Source organism: Zavarzinella formosa DSM 19928 (assembly GCF_000255705.1).
Classification (GTDB): domain Bacteria; phylum Planctomycetota; class Planctomycetia; order Gemmatales; family Gemmataceae; genus Zavarzinella; species Zavarzinella formosa.
The window spans coordinates 1,135,407-1,140,294 of the sequence record NZ_JH636440.1 but is presented as its reverse complement, the minus strand read 5'-3'; the positions used below and the strand labels follow the sequence as shown (position 1 = coordinate 1,140,294).

Genomic DNA, 4,888 nt, shown 5'->3' with positions numbered 1-4,888 from the left:
CCGACCAGCCGGGCGGATACCTCAATGGGAGACCGGGACAGCTTGTCGTAAAAAGCCCGGGTCGTGGCCGGGAGTTCGTCCTGTTCGTCCGCCTCCAACAGCCGCTCCCGGGCGCTTTCCGCCGGCCCGAGCAGGCAATCGGCGATGAGTTGAACCATTTGGGAAAACGTCAGTTGACGTTGGTAACACCCTCCCCGAAACTCGTCGTACAACCGGTCCAGTTCGGCCGGATCGAGCACATGCCGCATCAACCGAAGCGTCGCCTCCGCCAGCGGGAGACGCATTAAAACACTCGCCTCAAACGGCATCTCTTGGGTTTCCATCCCCGTCTCCTGCTCAAAACCGCCTCAACGCGAATAATAACTCCCGCTCTCATCAGACGTTACGATTTCCAAAGATCTTCACACGACTGCCGCTCACGCAGTGGGGCTCTTGGGTTCAACAACCAGCGTGAAGAGAAATCAAGAAAATCTCACAATCAACCCCGGACGAATGCTTAGTTTGGCAAGTCGCCCGTTGTTTGGCTCGTTCCGGCAAGCCGGGGGTTCTGGGGAAATCCCGTGCTTCGCCAAATCCCCAAAAGGCGTTGTCGGCAAACCAGCGGGCTGACTTGACAGGTTTTTCCCAGTCGCGTATGGCACATCTTCGCGCAGGAAGTGTCTACACGTCCAGGAGTGGACCATGATCGGTTGGATCCGCACGGCAACGCTCGTGATGGCAACGCTCGTCCTCGGGATTTCCGTTGCCAAGGCCGACGCGCCTGGCGGCAAGGAAATCTCGGACGTTGTCGTCTCGGGAAACAGTCTGCGCAGCAGCCCGGATATTCTGGCTGTCTTCGGAGTCCGGCCCGGACAGACTTATGTCGAGGAGACCATCCGCGCCTCGATTGACAAACTCTATTCCAAAGGATGGTTTACCTCCAACGGGATTGAGTTGAGGACGATTGAGAAGCCCGATGGTCGCGTGACCGTCATGCTGTACGTGACGGAACTCACCAGTTTCATCTCGGACATTCAATACCTCGGGGCCGACCACATTGGCCGCACCGAACTGGACATCCTCACCGGTTTGCGCCGGGGGATGGCCATGTCCCCGCACATGAACCAGCAAGCCCGGCTGAACATCCTGCGCAAATACCAGGAATCCGGCCGCGTTCATGCCAGCGTCACCATCCGCGAAGGGACCAAGCTGGACGACCGCCGGGTGATCTTCGACATCGTCGAAGGCCCGGTGGTCAAGATTGAGGACATTGACTTCAAGTTCGTCGGCGTGCATGAATCCGGCATCACGGCCGGCCGCCTGCGGGAGCAACTGACCATTTCGCGGGCCAAGATCGCCGGATTGATCGGCGGGGACTACAACCCCGGCCAGATTGATTTCGACGTGGTGAAACTCACCGAATATTATCACGGCCTCGGCTTCCTCGACACGCGGGTGAGCCGGGAACTGACCTACTCGGCGGACCATCGCTATGTGACGGTCACCTTCTTCGTGGCCGAGGGAATCCGCTACAAGGTCGGCCGGCTGCAAATCTCCGGCAACACCGTTTACAACGAGAACAAACTGCTGGAGTTCACCGATCTCCGGGAGAACAACTTCTACGACAAGACGACGATCACGGCCGACCTTCGCCGCATCCGCGACCTCTATGGATACTCGGGCCGCCCCGTCGGCGTGAAGGAAGAACACCCGGAGCCGGAGCCTGGCAAGGGCGTCGTTCACGTGCATTATCAGGTGATCGAAGCGCCGCAGGTGCGCGTCGGCGAAGTGCGGATCATCGGCAATCCGATCACGCGGGACAACATTATCCGCCGGGAAATCCCCCTCTATCCGGGGCAGATTCTCGAATACCCGATGATCCAGACGGCCGAGGACAACCTGAACCGGCTCGGCATCTTCAAGAACGAACCGCAGAACGGCATCAAGCCGACCATTGAGGTGGTCGATCCGCAGGGGGATTCGCCGTTCAAGGATTTGCTCGTCACCGTGCAGGAGGCCCAGACCGGGAGCTTCCTCCTCGGGGCCGGGATCAACTCGGACGCCGGGGTGACCGGGAGCATCGTGCTGAACGAACGCAACTTCGACATCCTGAAGTTTCCGACGAGTTTTGAGGAAGTCCTCGACGGCCGGGCTTTCCGCGGCGGCGGTGAAGAACTGCGATTGGAAGCCGTGCCGGGGAACATTTACCAGCGGTACACGGCGAGCTGGCGTAACCCGCGATTGTTTGACAGCCTCTATTCGTTGAGCGTCAGCGGTTACTACTACACCCGCGGTTTCAACGAATACACCGAAGGCCGGTTCGGCGGCCGGGTCACGGTCGGCCGGCGGCTGAGCCAATATTGGAGCACGAACGCCTCGGTGCGGGTCGAAGGGGTGGACGTCACCGGGATTCCGTATTACGCCCCGCCCGCGATCACGAAGTATCAAGGCCAGAGCTTCCTCGTCGGCACCGGCATCGGCCTGCGGCGCGATTCGCGGGACAATTACCTGCGACCCACCTCCGGCAGCGTGTTTGACGTGAACGTCGAACAAGTGCTGGGTGATTATCAATATCCGATCGGCACGGTGGAATACACGAACTTCTTCAACACTTACTCGCGGCTCGACGGCAGCGGCAAGCACGTGCTGGCCATGCGGTCGCAAGCATCGTTCACGACTTCGGACGCGCCGGTGTACGAACGGTTTTACGCCGGGGGTTTCCGCAGCATGCGTGGCTTCCAGTTTCGCGGCGTCGGCCCGCACTATGCGGACTTGAACACCGGGGGTGATTTCGCGTTCCTCAACAGCATTGAGTATCAGATCCCGGTGGTGCCGAGCGACAGTTTGTACGTCGTCGGCTTCGTGGACTCCGGGACCGTCAACACGAGCGTGAGTTTGAGAGATTACCGGGTGACCGCCGGGGTCGGGTTGCGAATCTCGATGCCGCAGTTGCTCGGCCCGGTTCCGCTGGCCATCGACTTCGGCTTCCCGCTCACCCAAGGCCCCGGCGACAAACGCCAGGTCTTCAGCTTCTGGGTCGGCATGTTCGGCCAGTAATCGCAGGGAAAAATCTCGTGATGACACGTGAAAAGCGTGTCATCACGACGAATAGTCTCGCTTTCAAACACTTCTCTGTTTCGATGTCTCAAAAGACTTTGCTTCCGTCTTCATGTCCCGGACAGGCGGCGACCACAATCGCCCGCAAGCCTGGACGGATATTCCCTTGGCCGGGTCTGGCAAATCTTTCTGGCATGCCTGTCCGGTCGGTTTTCGCCAGTTGGTTTTCGCCCCAAGGGGGCGCTCGATAATAGCCAGGGGCGGAAGCCCCTGGGCAACGATCGCCAAAAGGAATCCGCCCCAACGGGGTGGCACAACTAACATGTGCTGCCCCGTTGGGGCAAAAAACCCTTAAAATGACGTGATTCCAGGGGCTTGCGCCCCTGGCTATTCTCGAGCGCCCCCTTGGGGCGAATACAAGCTGCTGACGTGTGCCAGAAAGATTTGCCACACCCCGTTCGGCCCCGATAATGAAACCGGCTTGTCAAACTGATGGCTCGTGTGGAGTGGCTCGCTTATGGTGTGGGTATGGTCCATTGGCGGCGGGATGGCCGGCTTGTTTGTGTTGTTCATCCTCACCGGGCTTCTCCATGCGCGCCATAGCAAGCGCTAGGCGTTGAACGAGGTTCGGCGGATCGAATTGGCCGAGATAGAGGCATTGGCCAATGAATGCGTCGATGTGTTTCAACGCAAACTGAATGTCCGGCTTGATCTGAATGATTGTGATGACACGGCGCAAAAACTCGACGATGCCTTTCGGGATATTTTCAAACTGAAGGGGGCATTTGCGCAGGACGATTTTTACTGGCACTTCGTCAAGCCGGTCGGCGCCTGCCTTGGCGAACTCCTCCGGCGTCATGCCGCGCACGAGTGGATCAAACAACCCGACGAAGCGCCGACCATGCGAATCAGCTTGAAGGATGGTTTCTCCGATGTTTTCCCGTTTGAGAAAGTGATCAATCACGCCATGGGCGGCGACCCCAGCGACCTTGTCGCTTATGTGGCCTTCGCCCAAGCCATCCGGGGGATGGAAGGCGATCTTGCATCGAGTTGAAGAAGACTCTCTCCCAAATCCGCAAAGGAGAGAAATAGCGAATTGATTCCCAATGCCTTTGTCTTCTTTGCGTTCTTTGAGGCTTTGTGCGAGATTGTCTTCACCTTTTCTCTTCGCTTTTCTTTCTCGCCTTTTCACCCGGCTTTCCCGGCGCCTTTGGGCGAGATATTCTGATGTCAGTGTTCATCAGATCACATCATTTGAAAAGGCTGTCTCATGAGGCATCGTCTGGCCTGCGTCGCCGTCGGGATGTGTTGCGTCCTTCTCGGCGGGTGTTATCAACGGGCCGTGGAACAAGACGGCATTGTCTATTCGTTCCAATCTTGGGGGCCGGCGCTCCTGATTGTCGCCGGGTTGGCGGCAATTCCGGCGGGGCTTGTGTTGTTCCGCAAAGAGAAGCGATTCTGGGGCGTTCTCACGATGATTGTCGGACCGCTGTTGGCCGGAGCCGTCGCGCCCGGCATGTTCATGGACCGCGTCATTGTAAACGATGACGGGTTTCAATCCACCCACGGGTTCTGGTGGGACAAGATCGTTCACAATGTCCGCTACGACGACTTGAGGCAGGTCGTGGTGGTCGTCGAGGAAAAAACCACCCGCCGGGGCAAGAGTTACAGTTACTACTTCGATTGCTCGTTCAAAAATGCCCCGCAAGAACGAATTCCCCTCGGCGACCTCATGAAACAAGCCCTGCCGGACATTCGCGATCAATTCGAAAAGCACGACGTCCCTGTGCAACTTCCGGCCAACCTTCCGGCCAATCTTCCAGACTGAGCACGGGTGATTTGAGGAATGAAG

Annotated in this window: 3 protein-coding genes and 1 pseudogene; 2 read left to right on the top strand and 2 right to left on the bottom strand. The window is 58.3% G+C overall.

Annotation, left to right across the window (positions count from 1 at the left end):
- Positions 1–323: pseudogene (locus BGIM_RS64850) on the bottom strand (hypothetical protein); the annotation flags it as partial.
- A 358-nt stretch (positions 324–681) separates the two neighbouring features.
- Here BGIM_RS64850 and bamA point away from each other — a divergent pair.
- Positions 682–3,036: an outer membrane protein assembly factor BamA gene (gene bamA / locus BGIM_RS57605; RefSeq protein ID WP_020470781.1), complete on the top strand. Its 2,355-nt coding sequence runs from the start codon at positions 682–684 to the stop codon at positions 3,034–3,036.
- A 484-nt stretch (positions 3,037–3,520) separates the two neighbouring features.
- Here bamA and BGIM_RS62945 read toward each other — a convergent pair whose 3' ends face one another.
- The gene (locus BGIM_RS62945) at positions 3,521–4,228 is read right to left on the bottom strand and encodes a hypothetical protein (protein ID WP_157369049.1); all 708 of its coding nucleotides are present in this window, start codon (positions 4,226–4,228) and stop codon (positions 3,521–3,523) included.
- Between the two features lie 78 nt (positions 4,229–4,306).
- Between BGIM_RS62945 and BGIM_RS0116090 the strand changes: the two genes are divergently transcribed.
- Positions 4,307–4,864: a hypothetical protein gene (locus BGIM_RS0116090; RefSeq protein ID WP_020470778.1), complete on the top strand. Its 558-nt coding sequence runs from the start codon at positions 4,307–4,309 to the stop codon at positions 4,862–4,864.
- Positions 4,865–4,888 lie beyond the last annotated feature (24 nt).